This window comes from Olsenella uli, assembly GCF_901212675.1.
Taxonomy (GTDB): domain Bacteria; phylum Actinomycetota; class Coriobacteriia; order Coriobacteriales; family Atopobiaceae; genus Parolsenella; species Parolsenella uli_B.
In genome coordinates, this window is sequence record NZ_CAAKOQ010000026.1 from 32,680 (window position 1) to 48,018 (window position 15,339).

At 53.4% G+C, this 15,339-nt stretch carries 15 protein-coding genes and 1 pseudogene (1 of these 16 only partly in view); 15 read left to right on the plus strand and 1 reads right to left on the minus strand.

The features are described from left to right. Positions 1-446, minus strand: the start of a protein-coding gene (gene nadA, locus EFAMC1_RS03085; RefSeq protein ID WP_261981739.1) for a quinolinate synthase NadA. It extends 616 nt beyond the left edge of the window; the window shows 446 of its 1,062 coding nt (coding positions 1-446); the start codon lies at positions 444-446; its stop codon lies off the left edge, out of view. Positions 447-1,021: 575 nt separating this feature from the next. Here nadA and loaP point away from each other — a divergent pair. The 15 genes and pseudogenes from loaP to EFAMC1_RS03150 all read left to right on the plus strand — a co-directional run bounded on the left by loaP (position 1,022) and on the right by EFAMC1_RS03150 (position 14,962). Beyond that, positions 1,022-1,606, plus strand: coding sequence for an antiterminator LoaP (gene loaP, locus EFAMC1_RS03090; RefSeq protein ID WP_154052865.1), 585 nt, complete (start codon positions 1,022-1,024; stop codon positions 1,604-1,606). A 167-nt stretch (positions 1,607-1,773) separates the two neighbouring features. Continuing rightward, the gene (locus EFAMC1_RS03095; protein WP_222838625.1) at positions 1,774-2,439 is read left to right on the plus strand and encodes a sugar transferase; all 666 of its coding nucleotides are present in this window, start codon (positions 1,774-1,776) and stop codon (positions 2,437-2,439) included. Between the two features lie 7 nt (positions 2,440-2,446). Continuing rightward, positions 2,447-4,159 carry a phospho-sugar mutase gene (locus EFAMC1_RS03100; RefSeq protein WP_261981740.1) on the plus strand — a complete coding sequence of 571 codons (1,713 nt, stop codon included), beginning with the start codon at positions 2,447-2,449 and terminating at the stop codon, positions 4,157-4,159. Next, positions 4,156-5,505 carry a sugar phosphate nucleotidyltransferase gene (locus EFAMC1_RS03105; RefSeq protein WP_154052867.1) on the plus strand — a complete coding sequence of 450 codons (1,350 nt, stop codon included), beginning with the start codon at positions 4,156-4,158 and terminating at the stop codon, positions 5,503-5,505. Before EFAMC1_RS03100 ends, EFAMC1_RS03105 begins: the two co-directional genes overlap by 4 nt. A gap of 68 nt (positions 5,506-5,573) precedes the next feature. After that, entirely contained in the window at positions 5,574-6,605 is a 1,032-nt protein-coding gene (locus EFAMC1_RS03110; RefSeq protein WP_261981742.1) for a glycosyltransferase, read from the plus strand. Next, positions 6,605-6,892 carry a hypothetical protein gene (locus EFAMC1_RS11350; RefSeq protein WP_315984864.1) on the plus strand — a complete coding sequence of 96 codons (288 nt, stop codon included), beginning with the start codon at positions 6,605-6,607 and terminating at the stop codon, positions 6,890-6,892. The genes EFAMC1_RS03110 and EFAMC1_RS11350 overlap by 1 nt, the downstream gene beginning before the upstream one ends. Beyond that, positions 6,885-7,070 carry a serine O-acetyltransferase gene (locus EFAMC1_RS11405; protein WP_410054782.1) on the plus strand — a complete coding sequence of 62 codons (186 nt, stop codon included), beginning with the start codon at positions 6,885-6,887 and terminating at the stop codon, positions 7,068-7,070. The genes EFAMC1_RS11350 and EFAMC1_RS11405 overlap by 8 nt, the downstream gene beginning before the upstream one ends. 65 nt (positions 7,071-7,135) lie before the next feature. Next, entirely contained in the window at positions 7,136-8,110 is a 975-nt protein-coding gene (locus tag EFAMC1_RS03120) for a glycosyltransferase family 4 protein (protein WP_154052870.1), read from the plus strand. A 25-nt stretch (positions 8,111-8,135) separates the two neighbouring features. Beyond that, positions 8,136-9,272 carry a glycosyltransferase gene (locus tag EFAMC1_RS03125; RefSeq protein ID WP_154052871.1) on the plus strand — a complete coding sequence of 379 codons (1,137 nt, stop codon included), beginning with the start codon at positions 8,136-8,138 and terminating at the stop codon, positions 9,270-9,272. Beyond that, positions 9,262-10,794, plus strand: coding sequence for a hypothetical protein (locus EFAMC1_RS03130; protein WP_154052872.1), 1,533 nt, complete (start codon positions 9,262-9,264; stop codon positions 10,792-10,794). The genes EFAMC1_RS03125 and EFAMC1_RS03130 overlap by 11 nt, the downstream gene beginning before the upstream one ends. Beyond that, positions 10,794-11,975, plus strand: a complete 1,182-nt coding sequence (locus tag EFAMC1_RS03135) for a polysaccharide pyruvyl transferase family protein (protein ID WP_154052873.1) — start codon at positions 10,794-10,796, stop codon at positions 11,973-11,975. The genes EFAMC1_RS03130 and EFAMC1_RS03135 overlap by 1 nt, the downstream gene beginning before the upstream one ends. Further along, positions 11,976-13,235 carry an oligosaccharide flippase family protein gene (locus EFAMC1_RS03140; RefSeq protein ID WP_154052874.1) on the plus strand — a complete coding sequence of 420 codons (1,260 nt, stop codon included), beginning with the start codon at positions 11,976-11,978 and terminating at the stop codon, positions 13,233-13,235. It abuts the gene before it with no gap. Further along, a complete protein-coding gene (locus EFAMC1_RS11355; RefSeq protein WP_154052875.1) occupies positions 13,225-13,767 on the plus strand; it encodes an acyltransferase in 543 nt (180 codons plus the stop codon). The genes EFAMC1_RS03140 and EFAMC1_RS11355 overlap by 11 nt, the downstream gene beginning before the upstream one ends. Positions 13,768-13,795: 28 nt before the next feature. Then, positions 13,796-13,972: pseudogene (locus EFAMC1_RS11410) on the plus strand (4Fe-4S dicluster domain-containing protein); the annotation flags it as partial. Between the two features lie 6 nt (positions 13,973-13,978). Continuing rightward, positions 13,979-14,962, plus strand: a complete 984-nt coding sequence (locus EFAMC1_RS03150) for a Coenzyme F420 hydrogenase/dehydrogenase, beta subunit C-terminal domain (RefSeq protein WP_261981741.1) — start codon at positions 13,979-13,981, stop codon at positions 14,960-14,962. Positions 14,963-15,339 lie beyond the last annotated feature (377 nt).

Here is a 15,339-nt window from a genome sequence, read left to right on the forward strand (position 1 = left end):
ACGGCGTCGACGTCTGCTCGGCGCACCATGTGCGCCATGGGGCAGTCGGCCGCCGGCTCGGGGAGCAGCACGCGCTTGTTCGGGTTGAGCAGCTTGGCCGACTCGCCCATGAACTCGACGCCGGCGAGCACGATGGTGCGCTGCGGCAGGTCGACGGCGAGGCGCGCCAGGGCGAACGAGTCGCCCACGTGGTCGGCGAGGGCCTGAACCTCGGGTGGCACGTAGTAGTGGGCGAGGATCACGGCGTCGCGCTCGGCCTTGAGGCGCTCGATCCCGTCACGTACGGCGGCGGGCACCTCGGGTGCGGAGGCGAGCTGCGACGCCCCGAGCGCCGTGGTCTGCGCCGAGGTCATCTGGACGCCGTAGTCGCGCCCCCCCCATCGTCTCCGGTTGTGGCTGCGGGGCGTGCGCCCCCCGGGGTTCTCGGTGCTGCGGAGCTCGGCCATCGGCCTCTCCCGACTGTCATGCGGGCACCTGTTGCCCGCGCCGCGCGACAGTATCGCACTCGCCATGGCAGCTGACAAGACAGGTGTAAAGATGCCGTCACGAGCGCAATTGAGCAGGGCCGGCGGCGCCCGCGTCCCGTGCCGCTACGCCTGCGGCGTCGGAGAAGGTGCGAGGGCGTCCCGCCGGTCCATTTGTAAGCAGGATGTATCGCGACCGGTCTCGGATGCACGCTATGCTTGCCGTAGAGTTCGTCTGTGCTTGTATTCATTTCTGGGGGGGGGTATAGTTTTAGCGCTTTTTTAGCTTTGTGACCCCGCTTCCATCTGGCGGAGCGACAGGGCATCGCGCCTTACGGCGCGGACATACCTTTCTCCTCGGGGCAGCGCCACGCTGCGTGCTTCGACGGACCTGGGGAATGCATACAACCTGCCTGCCCGACGCGCTGTCGGGCGGCCCACGCCCGAGCCGGCCAACACCCGGTTGGGGCGAAGCCGTAGGCAGGCTGCATGTCATTCCCCTCGTTGTGTCGGAAGCGAGCGGGCTGCCGTCGTGGGCGCCCAGGCAAGGGGCGGTGATGCGCATGTGGTACGTGATCCAGGTCCAGACGGGCCAGGAGCGGCAGATGGCCGAGCTGATCGAGCGCGTCGCCAAGCCCCAGGCCCTCGACGAGTGCTTCTTTCCGCAGTACGAGACCGAGATCAAGGTGCGCGGCCAGTTCGTGCGCTGCGCCAAGCCGCTGTTTGGCGGCTACGTGATCGCGGTGACCGGCACGCCCGAGCGCGTCGTGCGCATCCTACGCGAGTTGCCGCAGTTTGCTCACCTGCTCGTCCAGGGCGACAGGTTCGTGCCGCTGGCGCCCGAGGAGGTCGAGCTCATCGGCGGGTTCACCCAGGCGGGGGAGCGCGTCGTTCCCATGAGCATGGCCGTGAAGGTGGGCGACGACGTGGTGGTCACGAGCGGCCCGCTCAAGGGCCACGAGGGCCTCATCAGCGAGATCAACCGCCGCAAGAGCGTGGCGATCCTGCGCATGGAGCTGTGCGGCCGCACCGTGAGCGCCCGCGTGGGTCTGGGTGTGGTGAGCGGGGCACGTTCTGCCAGCGATCGTGCGTTCCAAACGGTAGGGCCACAGGCCCGAGTCTGCCTCGGCGTCGAGTCCTAGACGAGCCATCAGAGAAGAAATGCGATACGGAGTTGGACGGCTTAAAAACAATGGGCGTTGAAGAACCTGAGGTAGACTCTGGACATACTGAGCGCTCCGGACCAAGTGGGGCACATGCGCCGCAGCATGCGCCGGTGTCGAACGAGTTACCTCCCAAGGTTCCTACTATGGGGACGAGCGAATTTGCGAAGCAGTGCGAGGAGCTCGACCGAAGGTCGCTGCTTTACCGCTTTCTCAAACGAACGTTCGATATAGGCTTCAGTGCTTGCGTGATCGTGGTAGGCTTCGTTCCCTCCCTGATCTTGTCTCTAGTAATTGCTGTGGACACTAAGGGATCACCTATCTATTCCCAAGAGCGCATCGGTCGGCTGGGCAAGTCTTTTTCGATTTACAAGTTCCGCACGATGGTCGCTGACTCAGATGATGTGGAGAAGCACCTCAGCCCCGAGCAGCTCGATCAGTGGCATAGAGAGCACAAAGTCGATAACGATCCGAGAATCACGCCCCTTGGTCGGAAGCTCAGGCAGTCGAGCCTCGATGAGATGCCGAATTTCGTCAACGTGCTTAAGGGAGACATGAGCGTGATAGGACCTCGCGCCGTTTCTCGCGAGGAGATTGATTGGTTTGGTGACAAGGCGGGCGAGGTTCTTTCCGTACCTGCAGGCATCACGGGTCTCTGGCAAGCGACCCAGAGGAATGGTGCCACGTTCAAAAGCGGCAAACGTCAGCAAATTGAACTCGAATACGTGAGAAATGCCGGGCTGAGGATGGACGCAAAGTGCTTTATCGGCACGTTCGGAGCCATGTTCGGCAAGAACAGGACCGGAAAGTGAGGACGAGTTGCTAAAAGACGATATCAAGCGCTGCTATCATAGCTGGCTCGAGCATCTCGACGAACCAAGTCGCATGGAGCTAGAGAGTGTCGATAACAGCGACCTCGAAGACGCTTTCTATCGTGAACTAGCGTTTGGCACAGGTGGCCTAAGGGGCAAGCTCGGTCTTGGGCCGAATCGCCTGAATGTATTCACCGTTGGAAAAGCAACGCAGGGTCTCGCCAATTACCTCAACGCACATTTCGATAATCCGTCCGTTGCGCTTTGCCGGGATACGCGTCATGGCAGCGAGGAGTTTGTGCGCCGTGTTTCCGAGGTGCTTGCCGGTAATGGCATCCGGTCGTTTCTCTATGAGCGCGTTGAGCCGACACCTGCCCTGAGTTTTGCCGTTCGTGAACTTAAGTGTTCCGCCGGAGTGAACATTACTGCTAGTCACAACCCCGCTGTCTATAACGGCTACAAGGTTTACGGTTCAGATGGCTGCCAGATAACCGTGGAGGCTGCCGCAGCTATTCAAGCTGCAATCGATTCCGTCGATTGCTTTGAAGACGTCCGCGCTGTGCCGTTTGAAGAAGCTCTGGCGAATGGCATTGTGCAGTGGACGCCCGCAAGCGTTCTTGACCATTACATCAAGAACGCCCTTTCTGTCTCAACAGGCGAGGACTGCTCACGCTTGCGCATAGTCTATACGCCGCTTCATGGCGTTGGTCTCGAATGCGTCTCTCGTGTCCTGGAGGCCATCGGAGTCGCAGAGGTAATCAATGTCACGGAGCAGTGTGTTCCTGATGGCGATTTCCCAACGTGTCCCTACCCGAACCCTGAAATTCGAGAGGCCTTGGAGCTTGGCCTTACGTATTGCGACAAGGTCAATCCTGACCTACTGTTGGCTACTGATCCCGACACGGACCGTGTTGGCATCGCCGTGCCGCATGCGGGCGAGTATAAGCTGCTCAGCGGTAATGAAGTCGGTCTCCTCTTGCTCGATTTCTTGGCAGGTAGAGCCGAGGTCGCCAACCGCGACATGGCCCATGAGGTTGCCTGCACTACCATCGTTTCGGCTCCCATGGCCGATGACATCGCCCTTGATCGCGGGCTGGAACTTCGACGTACGCTTACGGGATTCAAGTTCATCGGAGAGCAGGTAGGAAAGCTGGAAGCCGAGGGTAGGCAGACCGACTTCCTCATGGGTTTTGAGGAGTCATACGGCTATCTGGCGGGCACGTCGGTGCGAGACAAAGATGCCGTGGTTGCTTCGATGCTCATCTGTGAGATGGCTTCCTATTGGAAGAAAAACGGTCTCGATCTCCACGAGGCAATGGAGAGCCTGTATCGGAGGTACGGCTTCTGGGACAGCAGGCTGCTGAGCCAGGCGTATGAGGGCCCCGAGGGCGCACAAGAAATGTCCCATATGATGGCGTCCGTGCGAAAAAATGCGCCTGCTGATTTTGGCGGAATTGCTGTTGAGCGGGTCGTTGATTACTCCAACGGTGCTGAGATGCCCGTCGTCAATCCCACGGACAGCATTCAGATGCTGCCTCCCGCAGATGTTTTTGAGATAAGGCTCGTAGACGGCTCGCGCGTCCTCTTCCGTCCCTCTGGCACTGAGCCAAAAGCAAAGGCTTACGTTTTCGCAAAGGGTGTTGACCGAGGTCAGGCTGGTAGGAAGCTCCTTGCTCTTGTCGCATCAGCGAAGAAGATTCTCGAGGGGGCTGCTGAATGATTCATCTTGTGCTGCTATCAGGAGGCTCCGGTACTCGTCTGTGGCCTCTTTCGAACAGTTCGCGTTCAAAGCAGTTCCTCAAGGTGCTTCGCGACACGGACGGTAGCCATGTTTCGATGGTCCAGCGTGTGTTCAAGCAGATTGGGAACGTCGAAGCCAACGTAGACGTGACCATTGCTACCTGCGCGAGTCAGGAGAACTCCATCCGAAGGCAGGTAAAGGGCAAGTACGCCCTAGTGCTTGAACCCGAGCGCCGTGATACGGCTCCTGCAATAATGCTTGCCTGCGCGAACCTTTTGCTCGAACAGCATGCGGACAAAAATGACACTGTCATTGTGATGCCCATTGATAGCTATGCAGAGCAATCCTATTATGATAACATCATTCGTCTGGACAATGTTGTTCAGAATGATTTCGCCGAACTTGTTCTGATGGGTGTAAAGCCCACGTATCCCAGCGAGAAGTACGGCTACATAGTTCCAACCGTCGCCACGGGGGACCCGCGGACTGTGGAACGTTTCACGGAAAAGCCCAATGAAGAAATGGCTCGCAATCTCATCTCCCGTGGTGCGCTCTGGAATTGTGGTGTCTTTGCGTTCAGGTTGGGATACCTTACGGGAATCTCCGATAGGTACCTTAGCGCTGAGACTTTCGACGATTTCCGCACTCGCTATTCTGAGTTGCCGAAAAACAGCTTCGATTACGAGGTCGTTGAGAAGGCTCATTCGATCGGAGTCGTTTCGTATTCCGGCACGTGGAAAGACTTGGGCACCTGGAATACGCTTACAGAGGAAATGGCGGATGCCACATCCGGCCGCGTGGTAGTGGATGAAAAGACTACCGAAAACGTTCACGTAATCAATGAGACCAGTTTTCCCATGGTGGTCGCCGGATTAAAGAATTCCGTGGTGGTCGCTACTCCTGATGGCATCCTCGTTACAGGCAAGGATGCCTCTGCCAACATAAAAGCTGAGGTCAAGATGGCTGCGGATAGCCGTCCGATGTATGAGCAGCGGCTATGGGGAGAATATCGCGTGCTCGATTCCTCCGTCTTTCCCGATGGTGCGGAGGCACTTACCAAGGAACTCATCATTCGTGACGGGAAGCAGCTCGGCTATCAGCGGCACTCTCATCGCAGCGAAGTGTGGACCATCGTTTCCGGCACTGGTGAGATTGTTCTGGACGGCCTGGTTCAGAAGGTGCGTGCCGGTTCTGTCGTAAGAGTTCCTGCCGGAACGTTGCATGCTGGTCGCGCCTTGGGCTCAGACCTTCACCTTATCGAGGTCCAGCAAGGCGACGATCTTGTTGAGGAGGACATCGAAAGGTACGGTGACTTCTGGAAATGACGAGAAAAGTCGCCCTTGTTCATGACTGGCTTGTTGGTCAAGGTGGCGGAGAGCGCGTCCTTAAGTGCATGCATGAGATTTGGCCAGATGCTCCCATCTATACGCTTGTGTATGACGAAGACAAGGCACCCTCTTGGCTGAAGAACTGTGATGTGCGAACCACGTATATCCAGGGCTGGCCTGGTGGTAAAACTCATCACAAGTATCTTCTTTCCTTTATGCCAAAGGCTTGGGAGGCTCTTGACCTTACCGAATTCGACCTCGTGGTAAGTTCCTGCATGAGCTGCTGCAAGGGCGTGCTCACTCGTCCTGACGCCCTACACGTATGTTTCTGCCATAGTCCCATCCGATATGTATGGGACATGTACTACGAATACTTTAGAGGTGCCTCTGCGCTTAAAAGAGCCTTTATGCCAAACATGATCCACAAGGTTCGACTTTGGGATTTTCAGGCAGCTCAACGGGTGGATCGTTTTATATCTAATTCCGATTACGTCGGCAAGCGAATTGAAAAATACTATCGTCGCGATTCGGTGACCATCCATCCCGGTGTTGATGTTCCGGATGGAACGGTCAACGAAGATCGGGATGACTACTATCTCGTTGTATCGCGTTTTGTTCATTACAAGCGTGTAGATCTTGCCATCGAGGCATGTAATAAGTTGGGCCGCAAGCTTGTAGTCATAGGATCAGGCGGCGAAGAAGAGCAGTATCTGCGTGAGATTGCCGGCGATACCGTCGAGTTCCGTGGGCGGGTGTCCGATCAGGAAATGACCGAGGCTTACAGCAATGCCAAAGCCTTCCTTTTCCCTGGTATTGAAGATTTTGGGCTTACGCCTCTTGAGGCACAGGCTCATGGTTGCCCAGTTCTTGCATTTGGTGAGGGCGGAGCTCTTGAGACTGTTGTCGATGAGGAGACAGGCCTCTTTTTCCACGAACAGACTGTTGATTCGCTTGTTGCATGTATGGAGCAATTTGAGTCAATGGACGGACTGTCGGCAAAGAATTGTCGCGAGCATGCGGCATGCTTCTCAAACGATAAGTTCAAGGAAGCTCTCATGACGTACTGCACGGACGAAGCAGAAAGGTTCGGCGTGTAATGTCTGGGAACAAGAATACTTGTCTTAAATTACATACTTTGGCTCAAAAGTTATGGCGTAGCGGTGGTGTCTGCCGCCCGTTTGCTAAGACCGTTCAATACGTTGCCCAGATTTTTCTGGGCTGTTTTATCGGCTGTGAAGCAGAAATAGATCCCACGGTTCAATTTGTCCACAATGGACTTGGAGTTGTTATTCATGACACGGCTTCCATTGGGCAGGGAAGTGTTGTGTGTCAGCAGGTGACGATTGGCGTTCCTTATCCCTTGGGGGGGGGATTCTGTGAATAGGGCACCGACTATTGGCACTCATGTGCTGATAGGTTGCGGGGCAAAGCTAATCGGTCCCATTATCATTGGCGACGGGGCACGTATTGGCGCCAATGCAGTTGTTTTAAACGATGTTCCTGCAGGAGCAACTGTAGTGGGTATACCCGCTTCTGTAGTAAGAAACGGCGGCGCTTCTTGAGGATAGGTATAAATGGCAGGTTTCTTACGCGTGCGACGACGGGTGTCGATCGCTATGCGCGTGAGGTGATACTCGAACTTGATAAGATTGTGCCATCAGGCCAGATGGCTATCGCCGTTCCATCGGAGGCCAAGCTTATCGATCCTCTGAATTTGAAGAGTATCGAGTTAGTTCACATTGGCAATCATTCTGGACATGCCTGGGAGCAGCTTGACTATTCGATGTGGCTTCAGCGAGATAAAAGGCTCGGATTGAGCCTTTGCAATACTGCGCCGGTGGTCAACCCTGGAGTCGTGTGCATTCATGATATGGCAGTGCGCGACAACGCCGCAAGCTATAGCAAGCCCTTCGTGTTGTGGTATCGATTTCTGTACGCCCTGATTACAAGACGCTCAGATTTGATAGTTACTGTCTCGGATTTCTCAAGGCGTAGGATTGAATCCTATTATCCTGTCTCCCGAGGCAAAATCAGCATTTTGCCAAATGCCTGGCAGCATATGCAGCGCATAAAAGCCGATATGACTTTTTTCGACCGTCATGCTGAAGTAGTGCCCGACAATTATTACTTTGCCATGTCGAGCCTAGCACCGAACAAGAATCTCAGGTGGCTCGTCGATACAGCCCGACTGAATCCCTCCGAAACTATCGTCATTGCAGGTGGACTCAACAGCAAGGTGTTTGGCGAGCATGGGATACCCAACGCTGAAAATGTCGTATACCCGGGCTATGTAAGTGATGGTGAAGCGAAAGCCCTCATGCAGAGATGCAAGGGATTTCTTTTCCCCACTTTCTACGAGGGCTTTGGGATCCCTCCCATGGAAGCGCTTGCTTGCGGGGCGTCAATTGCAGTCTCAGATACAGAGGTCATGCATGAAATATACGGGGAAGGTTCCCGCTATATCGACCCCCTGTCTCCCTGCAATGACTTGGAGGGCCTCTTCAAGAGAAAAACTCAGCCCGCCGAATCAGTTCTCTCTCGATATGGATGGGGCAAGACGGCGGAAGAGCTCCTCACTGTACTGGATGCCGTAGCGCAGTAGCCAGTTTGCCGGGAAGGAGGACCATATGAATGCCATAAAACAGGCTGAGCCGAGGGGTAATGCTGGAAGTAGTCCCAGACATCCGATTCGTGTTTGCGAGGTCGTTTGCAACCTGATTGATGGCGGGGTTGAGTCGATGCTCCTTAATTACCTCAGCCATATGGACCTATCTAAATTCGAACTACATGTGGTTACTTATTCAGTTGATTCGCCAGGATGTCGCGTTAAATTCGAGCAGCTTGGATGTCGTGTGCATGTAATCCCTCCAAAGCGTGAGGGATTCTTCATAAGTTTGCGTGCTATGGCGAACGTCATCAAAGAGATTCATCCGGATGTGGTCCATTCTCACCTGACAGATTGGAATGGACTTGCAGCTCTTTGTGCACGTGGTTGCCGTGTACCTCGCATAATCGTGCATTCTCACCTCTCCATGCCGGAGACGCCTAGACCGCTGCATGGTGTTTTGTGTGCCCTGGGAAAGGCATGCGCTACTGACCTGATCGCGTGCAGTGACTTTGCCGCGGAAAATATGTATGGGAAGCAATGGGCTTCAAGCGGGAAGGTGCTTGTCCTCAATAACGCCATTCTTGCTGAAAAGTATCGTTCTAATGACGGTGCTCGGCAGGCTCTGAGATCGAGAGCGGGATGCTCTGGTTCAGAGACGATTGTCGGTCATGTGGGGAGGCTCACAGCCCAAAAAAACCATCCGTTTTTGGTGCGAGCCTTCTTCGAATATAAAAAGAACTATGATCCCACCGCCAAGCTTCTCCTATTCGGTAGGGGCGAGGATGAGGGTGCGGTCACGTCGCTTATCGAGAGGCTCGGCCTTTCCGATGCCGTGGTGCTTATGGGCACCACTCCGGATATTGCCATGTGGTATAGCGCTTTCGACATATTTGTGCTTCCGTCTCTATACGAGGGTCTACCAGTCTCGGCAGTTGAGGCGCAGGCAAATGGAGTGCCTACGCTTCTTTCTTCGGAGATCACGAGGGAAGTTGCTTTCGGTAAGAACGTAATGTTCTCAGGGATAGACGACCCCGCTTCATGGGCAAGCGACATGAATAGATGTCTTGGTCTTGGGAGGTCGGATCATCCTGATCTCCCCGATGAATTTGATATAGAGGCTCAAGCTATGAGACTGGAGCAAATCTATGCAGGCTAGTCTTCGTTTGATATCTGGAGCGCGTGGCAGCTCAAAAAATGGTCCGAGAACGAGCCCTGCCCTCAAGACGCTTTTTCTCTTCGTTGTCCTGCCTGCGGTTTGTCTTGGAGAGGCGCTGTACTTAGCGAACAATGAAACTCGTAGTGGATATGAGCAACTTTACCTTCTTCCGATGTGCTATATGGTGGCCGTGCTCCTTGCCAATCCTCTCATTGCCTCGGCAGGGAAGTGGAGGAAGGGTGGAATCTACTATCTTGCACAAGGCGTCTTGGCGTTCAGATATCTCATTCTTCCCCTGGCAGTCAATTACACGCACATACACGGGGGTTGGACCTATTACGGCACCGATGGCTTTGGTATCGAGCCGGTAGCCGATTCGGTGCGCATGGCGATAGTGCTCATGTGCACGGAGGTTTTTTTCGCCGAGCTCGCTTTCTTTTTCGCCTATAAATTTGTTCTTCCAAAAATAACCGAAAAAAGAAAAAAGAGGGCGAAAAATACCCGCTCAACGTTAGTCCATGAATCTGAGATTTCGGTTCTTGGGAATGCTGGCGTACTTGTATTTTTCATCCTGGGTGCGTTTGTCTTGCTCGCCCTATTTCAGCGGCAATTAATATTTCCTAAAGAGTTTTTCGTCATTGGCGATAGCTACGACTCTGAGGCGTCAGGTGCCTCTGGCAGTTTTTGGCAAGTGATCTTTACCGCTTTTAGGCTTGCGGTCTTGGTTCTTGTCTATTCGGCAAGTGGCAAGCGCTATATGGAGACGAGAAAAAAGATCTGGATCGTTCCTCCCGCGCTTGCTCTTCTCGTATATCTGGGTTTCAGTGCGGGCATTAGTCGGTGGGCCCTACTTATTCCTGTGATTGCAAGCGTTTTTCTCTTTTATAGGATGTTCAAGCCGTTTCCCAAGCTTGTTATTGCTGCCATCGTGATTGTGATGTGCATTGGCATATACAGCACGACTTACTATAAATACGGTTACCTTGTGAAGGGGTCAGACAACGAAGTCTTGAATCTCCTCGGCCTTACGCTTCAACAGTCGAACGAATACGTATCAGGTCCGCGATCAATTGCCCAAGGGGTTGAAACTCTTGCAGCCTATGGCGACAGGCTGTCGATAACGTCCTTTTTTAATAGCTTTTTGTCAGGGTTTGCAGGTTTGTCTAGTCTCACGAATGATGCGGATAAGCTCCAGTCATTTTTCAACTACTACTGCCTTGGCTCCATGATAGACAGACCTCTCATTTGCCCAACAATCATCGAGGGCATAGCTTTCGTGCCGTTTTTCCCATGGTTTTTCATCTGCTTGTTCGAGGTTCTTGCTGTTGTGTGCGATGACATAAGCCTGCGCGAGAACAGAATCGAATGGGTGTTTCTGTGGAGCGTGATGGGCTGCTGGTTTTCTCTTTGCCTGGCTGTTAATACCAAAATCATCGTTTCACAGTGCTCATGCATCCTCATACCCTGTGCACTACTTTTCTTCGTCAACGAGAGACTGGCCATCAACAATAGGAGAATATAATGAAGCGTGTTGGAATCCTTACCTGCAGCGATGTGCCGAATTATGGTAGCCAGCTAACCTCCTATTCCTTCCAGAAGATGTTCACCGTGAGGGGGATATCTTGCGAAGGGATTAGATACGAAAAAAAGAAGGATCTTCATTTTCTTGCATCGGTCCCCCTGAAGCTAAGCAATGAGCAACTAAGGGTAATTAGGGCAAAGGCCAAAACAATTTCTCATGATGTCAGGACTCCGCAGCATGTGCTCGAGGGCCTTAAGGTTCGTCGTAAGACGATAGGTGAGTTTGCGAAGAAAAACTTTATAGAGGCTCCGGCTGCCGTTGGCTATGCCAACCTTAAAAAGGCGTCGACCAAATATGACGCTGTCGTCGTTGGCAGCGATCAGGTGTGGGCTCCCATGAACCTCGAAGAGGACTACAGAAATCTTCGTTTTGTTGCGGACGGTATCCCGAAGATCGCCTATTCATCGAGCTTCGGCGTATCTTCAATTCCGGTAAACCAGAGGAAGAGGACTGCCCGGTTCCTCAATCGGATTGATTATATCTCCGTCAGGGAATCGGACGGGGCGGCCATCGTGAAGGACCTCATTGGCGTCGATGTGCCTGTGGTCCTTGACCCCACGCTTCTGTTCGACTTCGGCGACTACGAGGAGATAATTCCTCACGATTGTGGGATCGACGACCCCTATATTTTCGTTTACCTGCTAGGCAACAACGCTGAGCACAGACGAGCCGTTCGCGACTTCGCGGATGCCCGCGGCCTAAAGGTCGTCTCACTTCCGCATCTCGACGAGTACGTCGAGAGCGATGAGGGGTATGCGGACACTCCCCTTTATGATGTAGATCCGGGTCGTTTTCTCGCGCTTATTCGTGGCGCGGAGTATGTCTGCACGGATTCATTCCATGGATCCGTCTTCTCGCTTTTGGGTCACAATAAGTTCGTCACATTCAAGCGCTACTCAGATAGCGATAGGTTCTCTGCCAATTCCCGTGTTTTGACGCTGCTGGGGACTTTTGGCCTCCTGGACAGAATCTGGAATGGCACTGATGTTGCCTCAACGATTGATACGCCTGTCGATTGGGATGCAGTGGATTCTGAGCTTGCTAAGCAGAGGATCTTCTCAAATGGCTTCTTTGACGACGCTCTCGTTGCTAGCGGAATTTGCTCTGGAGTGACGCAGTAGATGTTGAGAAAGAAGCTCAACGGGAAATCTGCCCTTGCAAAGAATACGGTCATGCTTTATTTGCTGACCTTTTCTAGCTATTTTTTCGGTCTCGTCACGGTTCCATATCTTACGAGAGTGCTTGGACCGGAGATTTATGGCGATATTGGCGTGGCAACAGCATTCGCCGTCTTCATGCAGCTGATCTTCGACTTCGGCTTCATCCTCTCCGCTACCGCTGATGTTGCCGAAAGGCGCGAGGACAAGGCCGAGCTGTCTGCCTTGATGACAAGCGTGACAATTTGCAAGCTTTGTATGATTCTCGTTTCGTTTGCAGTCTGCTTGGCCATTGGCGCGCTGTGGGGTGGGGGTAAGATCGACCTCCCTCTTTACGCGCTCTATTTTGCTTACGTGGCGGTTAACTCCCTGCTCCCTGACTATCTTTATCGCGGTCTTGAGCAGATGGAAAAGATAACCGTGCGTACCGTGGTTATCAAACTTCTATTTGTCAGCTGCATCTTTATATTCGTCAAGAGCCAAGATCAATATCTTCTCGTCCCCGTTTTCTACATGCTTGGTTCTGCGGTAGCCCTGGCCGCTTCCTTTATTGATATTTGGATAAGCTATCGCATACGTTTTGTTCTGGTACCCCTTAGCAGGATTGGGAAGGATTTTCTTAACTCCTTCCCCTTCTTTATCTCTAGATTCATGATTAATGCTTATACAACTGTTAATACGATGCTGCTCGGCGTGATCAGTCCGGGAAGCGAGCTCATTGGCTTCTATTCTGCAAACGAAAAGATTATCACGGCGGGAAAAGGCGCCATTACGCCCATCTCCGACAGCTTGTACCCGCATATGGTCCGCAGGAAAGATTTTGGACTGCTTAAGAAGATGATTGCCGTAGGGGAGCCCATTATTCTTGCGGGATGTGTCGTTGTATTCATCTGGGCCGAGAAGGTGTGCATCCTTCTCTTCGGCGAATCCTACGGGGCAGCCGGCGATGTCCTGAGGTGCATGTTGCCTCTGCTTCCTATAGTGTTCCCAAGCTATATGATTGGTTATCCCGGACTCGTTCCCCTTGGTTTGCGCAGCGTTGCAAACGCTTCAGTGATGGTAGGAGCCTGCTGCCAGATTGCCGGGCTATGTATCGGCTACTTTCTCGGTGTGCTCAACGTTTATTACGTGGCTCTTCTAACTTGTCTGACCGAGTTCATTGTTCTCGTCATTCGGACTATTGCATTCTCCTTTGGGCTGAGAGGGGAGCGCCATGCTGACTAAGGTGAGAAAGGCGTTCTACGTTGCTACGGTGCTTTTTGTTAACTGCATCATCAGTAAGATTCCTATCTGGAGCCTAAGGAAGGCAATCTATCGAGCTTTAGGCATGAGGATTGGCAAAGATACGGTTATTTTCAGGCGGACCGAGCTTGAGCATCCAGATCGAATTCAAGTTGGAAGCAATTCCTCTATCGGCTGGTTCGTTCTGCTTGACGGCCGAGGCGGATTGAAAATCGGCTCAAATGTCAACATATCCAGCTATTCGAAGTTCATTACTGGTGGCCATGACCCTGACTCGCCGGACTTTGCAGACTTCTATAAGCCAATAACCATTGGCGATCGAGCCTGGATTTGCACTGGTGCCATCGTGCTTGCTGGAGTCACGATTGGAGAGGGAGCCGTTGTTGGCGCTGGCTCTGTCGTTACCAAGGATGTTCCTCCCTATGCGATTGTGGGTGGCGTTCCAGCCAAGTTCATACGCGCGAGAAACAAGGACCTTACCTATAAGATTCCCCCCGCGCCGCCACTGTATTAGATAGACCTCGTCCATAGGGATTACGGTTATGAGAAACACAGTCGAGATAATTCAGTCCGCAAGGTGTACGGGGTGCACGGCTTGCTTTGCCGTATGCCCTAAAAGTGCGATCAGCCTCACTCGAGATGCGCACGGTTTTTTGACGCCCACAATTGACGAGGGTGCCTGCATAGGGTGCGGGAAGTGTCTGAAGGTCTGCCCGTGCAATGTCATGGAGGGGGAGCGTAAGCCCATTGCTGCTTTTGCCTGCCGCACCCCCGATAAGGAACTTCGCGGTGCCTGCACCTCGGGAGGCTTCGTTTCGGCACTCGCCGAGCGCGTAATTGAATCGGGAGGGGTCGCTTATGGAGCTCGCTTTGAGAATGGCGTAAAAAAGGTTCGTCACGCGCAATTCGCCGACTTGCTCTCATTGGTGGCATTTTCTAGCAGCAAGTATGTCCAGAGTGATTGCTCTGAAGTGATCAAGGGCCTTGTTGACGGTTCGCTTTCTCATAAGGGGCTGTTTGTTGGATCGCCCTGTCAGGTTGCGGCTTTAAAAAAAGCGCTTGGAAAGCGGTCTGACGATCTTCTGACGGTTGATTTTGCGTGCAGGGGAGTGCCGTCTCCTGGCGTTTATGAGCAATACTGTCGGTACCAGGAGAGCGTCCATGGGGCATCGATAAAGAGCCTCGTCTTCAGAAAGAAGACCTATGGCTACCACGGCTCTACCATGAGCATTGAATTTGACAACGGTGACACTCATGAGGGCAACGTGAAGACAGACCAGATGCTGTCTGCGTTCTTCTCTGGCTACTCGCCGCGCCCGTCCTGCGCGGACTGCCATATGAGAAAAACCTCCGGTCTTTCTGACATTACGGTATTTGAATGCTGGCATTTCGAGTCGTTTACCGGCATCAAGGATGACAACTCCGGCTATACGACCGTCTTGTTGAACACTGAGCGCGGTAGGGCCGCGTTCGATGATCTAAAGCAAAAACTGGAGATCCACGAGCTTGATTCCCAGCAGGCCATGAAGGTGGATGGCTTCATTCTTTGCGAGAACCCTCCTGCCGCCTCCAACGTCGGAGCCTTTTGGGACCTTTTTGCCAGCTATGGGTTTGGCCCCAAGATGGAGAAGTTCCTCGGCATTTCGCACGTAGACAAAATACGTGCTTGGATGAAGCGTCGACTATTCTCGATAAAGTCGGATAAGTAGCGGCTGACGGAGTTCCGGGGCATATCACCAATTGACGCATGAGTTTGTATGGTTGCTCGATTCGGCTCTCTGGTCTTTCCATTCCCGCCGTAGGCTGTGGGTTCTAAACTATCAACTGAGAAAAGTAATATTCGGAGGGCTCCAAGCCACGCGAACTTATCTTCACCAAGCCGATCTTCCACGAGATGATCTGGGGTGTTGATGTTCACTAAGAAGTGGTCCGAGTGATCACTGGGAAATGAGCACCGTGAGCACGAAAAACTGAGCAGTTTAAGCAAGAGGGCCGCGCTCCGGGGACCGGGGGCGCGGCCCTCGCCGTATGGTTTCCCCGGGCGGTTACTTTGGCGAGCCCGCCCGGGAAGGACGGGGGGGGGGGG

Bases quoted from the DNA above. Each gene is read 5' to 3' on its own strand.
- EFAMC1_RS03110 (WP_261981742.1), top strand. From the start codon at position 5,574: ATGCATGAGATTTGGCCAGATGCTCCCATCTATACGCTTGTGTATGAC.
- EFAMC1_RS03150 (WP_261981741.1), top strand. From the start codon at position 13,979: ATGGAGGGGGAGCGTAAGCCCATTGCTGCTTTTGCCTGCCGCACCCCC.
- EFAMC1_RS03135 (WP_154052873.1), top strand. From the start codon at position 10,794: ATGAAGCGTGTTGGAATCCTTACCTGCAGCGATGTGCCGAATTATGGT.
- loaP (WP_154052865.1), top strand. From the start codon at position 1,022: ATGCGCATGTGGTACGTGATCCAGGTCCAGACGGGCCAGGAGCGGCAG.
- EFAMC1_RS03105 (WP_154052867.1), top strand. From the start codon at position 4,156: ATGATTCATCTTGTGCTGCTATCAGGAGGCTCCGGTACTCGTCTGTGG.
- EFAMC1_RS03095 (WP_222838625.1), top strand. From the start codon at position 1,774: ATGGGGACGAGCGAATTTGCGAAGCAGTGCGAGGAGCTCGACCGAAGG.
- EFAMC1_RS11350 (WP_315984864.1), top strand. From the start codon at position 6,605: ATGTCTGGGAACAAGAATACTTGTCTTAAATTACATACTTTGGCTCAA.
- EFAMC1_RS03125 (WP_154052871.1), top strand. From the start codon at position 8,136: ATGAATGCCATAAAACAGGCTGAGCCGAGGGGTAATGCTGGAAGTAGT.
- EFAMC1_RS03140 (WP_154052874.1), top strand. From the start codon at position 11,976: ATGTTGAGAAAGAAGCTCAACGGGAAATCTGCCCTTGCAAAGAATACG.
- EFAMC1_RS11355 (WP_154052875.1), top strand. From the start codon at position 13,225: ATGCTGACTAAGGTGAGAAAGGCGTTCTACGTTGCTACGGTGCTTTTT.
- EFAMC1_RS03130 (WP_154052872.1), top strand. From the start codon at position 9,262: ATGCAGGCTAGTCTTCGTTTGATATCTGGAGCGCGTGGCAGCTCAAAA.